Below are 208 nucleotides of genomic sequence, written 5' to 3' on the forward strand. Positions count from 1 at the left end.
CCAGTCCGCACCAGTCACCCATCAGGATCAAGGCGGTAGTCCGGGTGTGTTCACCCGGGCGGCGCCCCTGGCCGCCGTTGCGGCCCCAGAAAACCGTCAGTGCCCTGCACGTGTCCAAGTCGTTCGGCGTGTTTGCCGATGACAAATCTCTGGTTGCCCGTCACGATGGCGGCGGGCACCAACCCCGGTTGGCTCGCGGCAGAGGCGA

This window comes from Candidatus Accumulibacter vicinus, assembly GCF_000584955.1.
In the GTDB taxonomy this organism is placed as follows: domain Bacteria; phylum Pseudomonadota; class Gammaproteobacteria; order Burkholderiales; family Rhodocyclaceae; genus Accumulibacter; species Accumulibacter vicinus.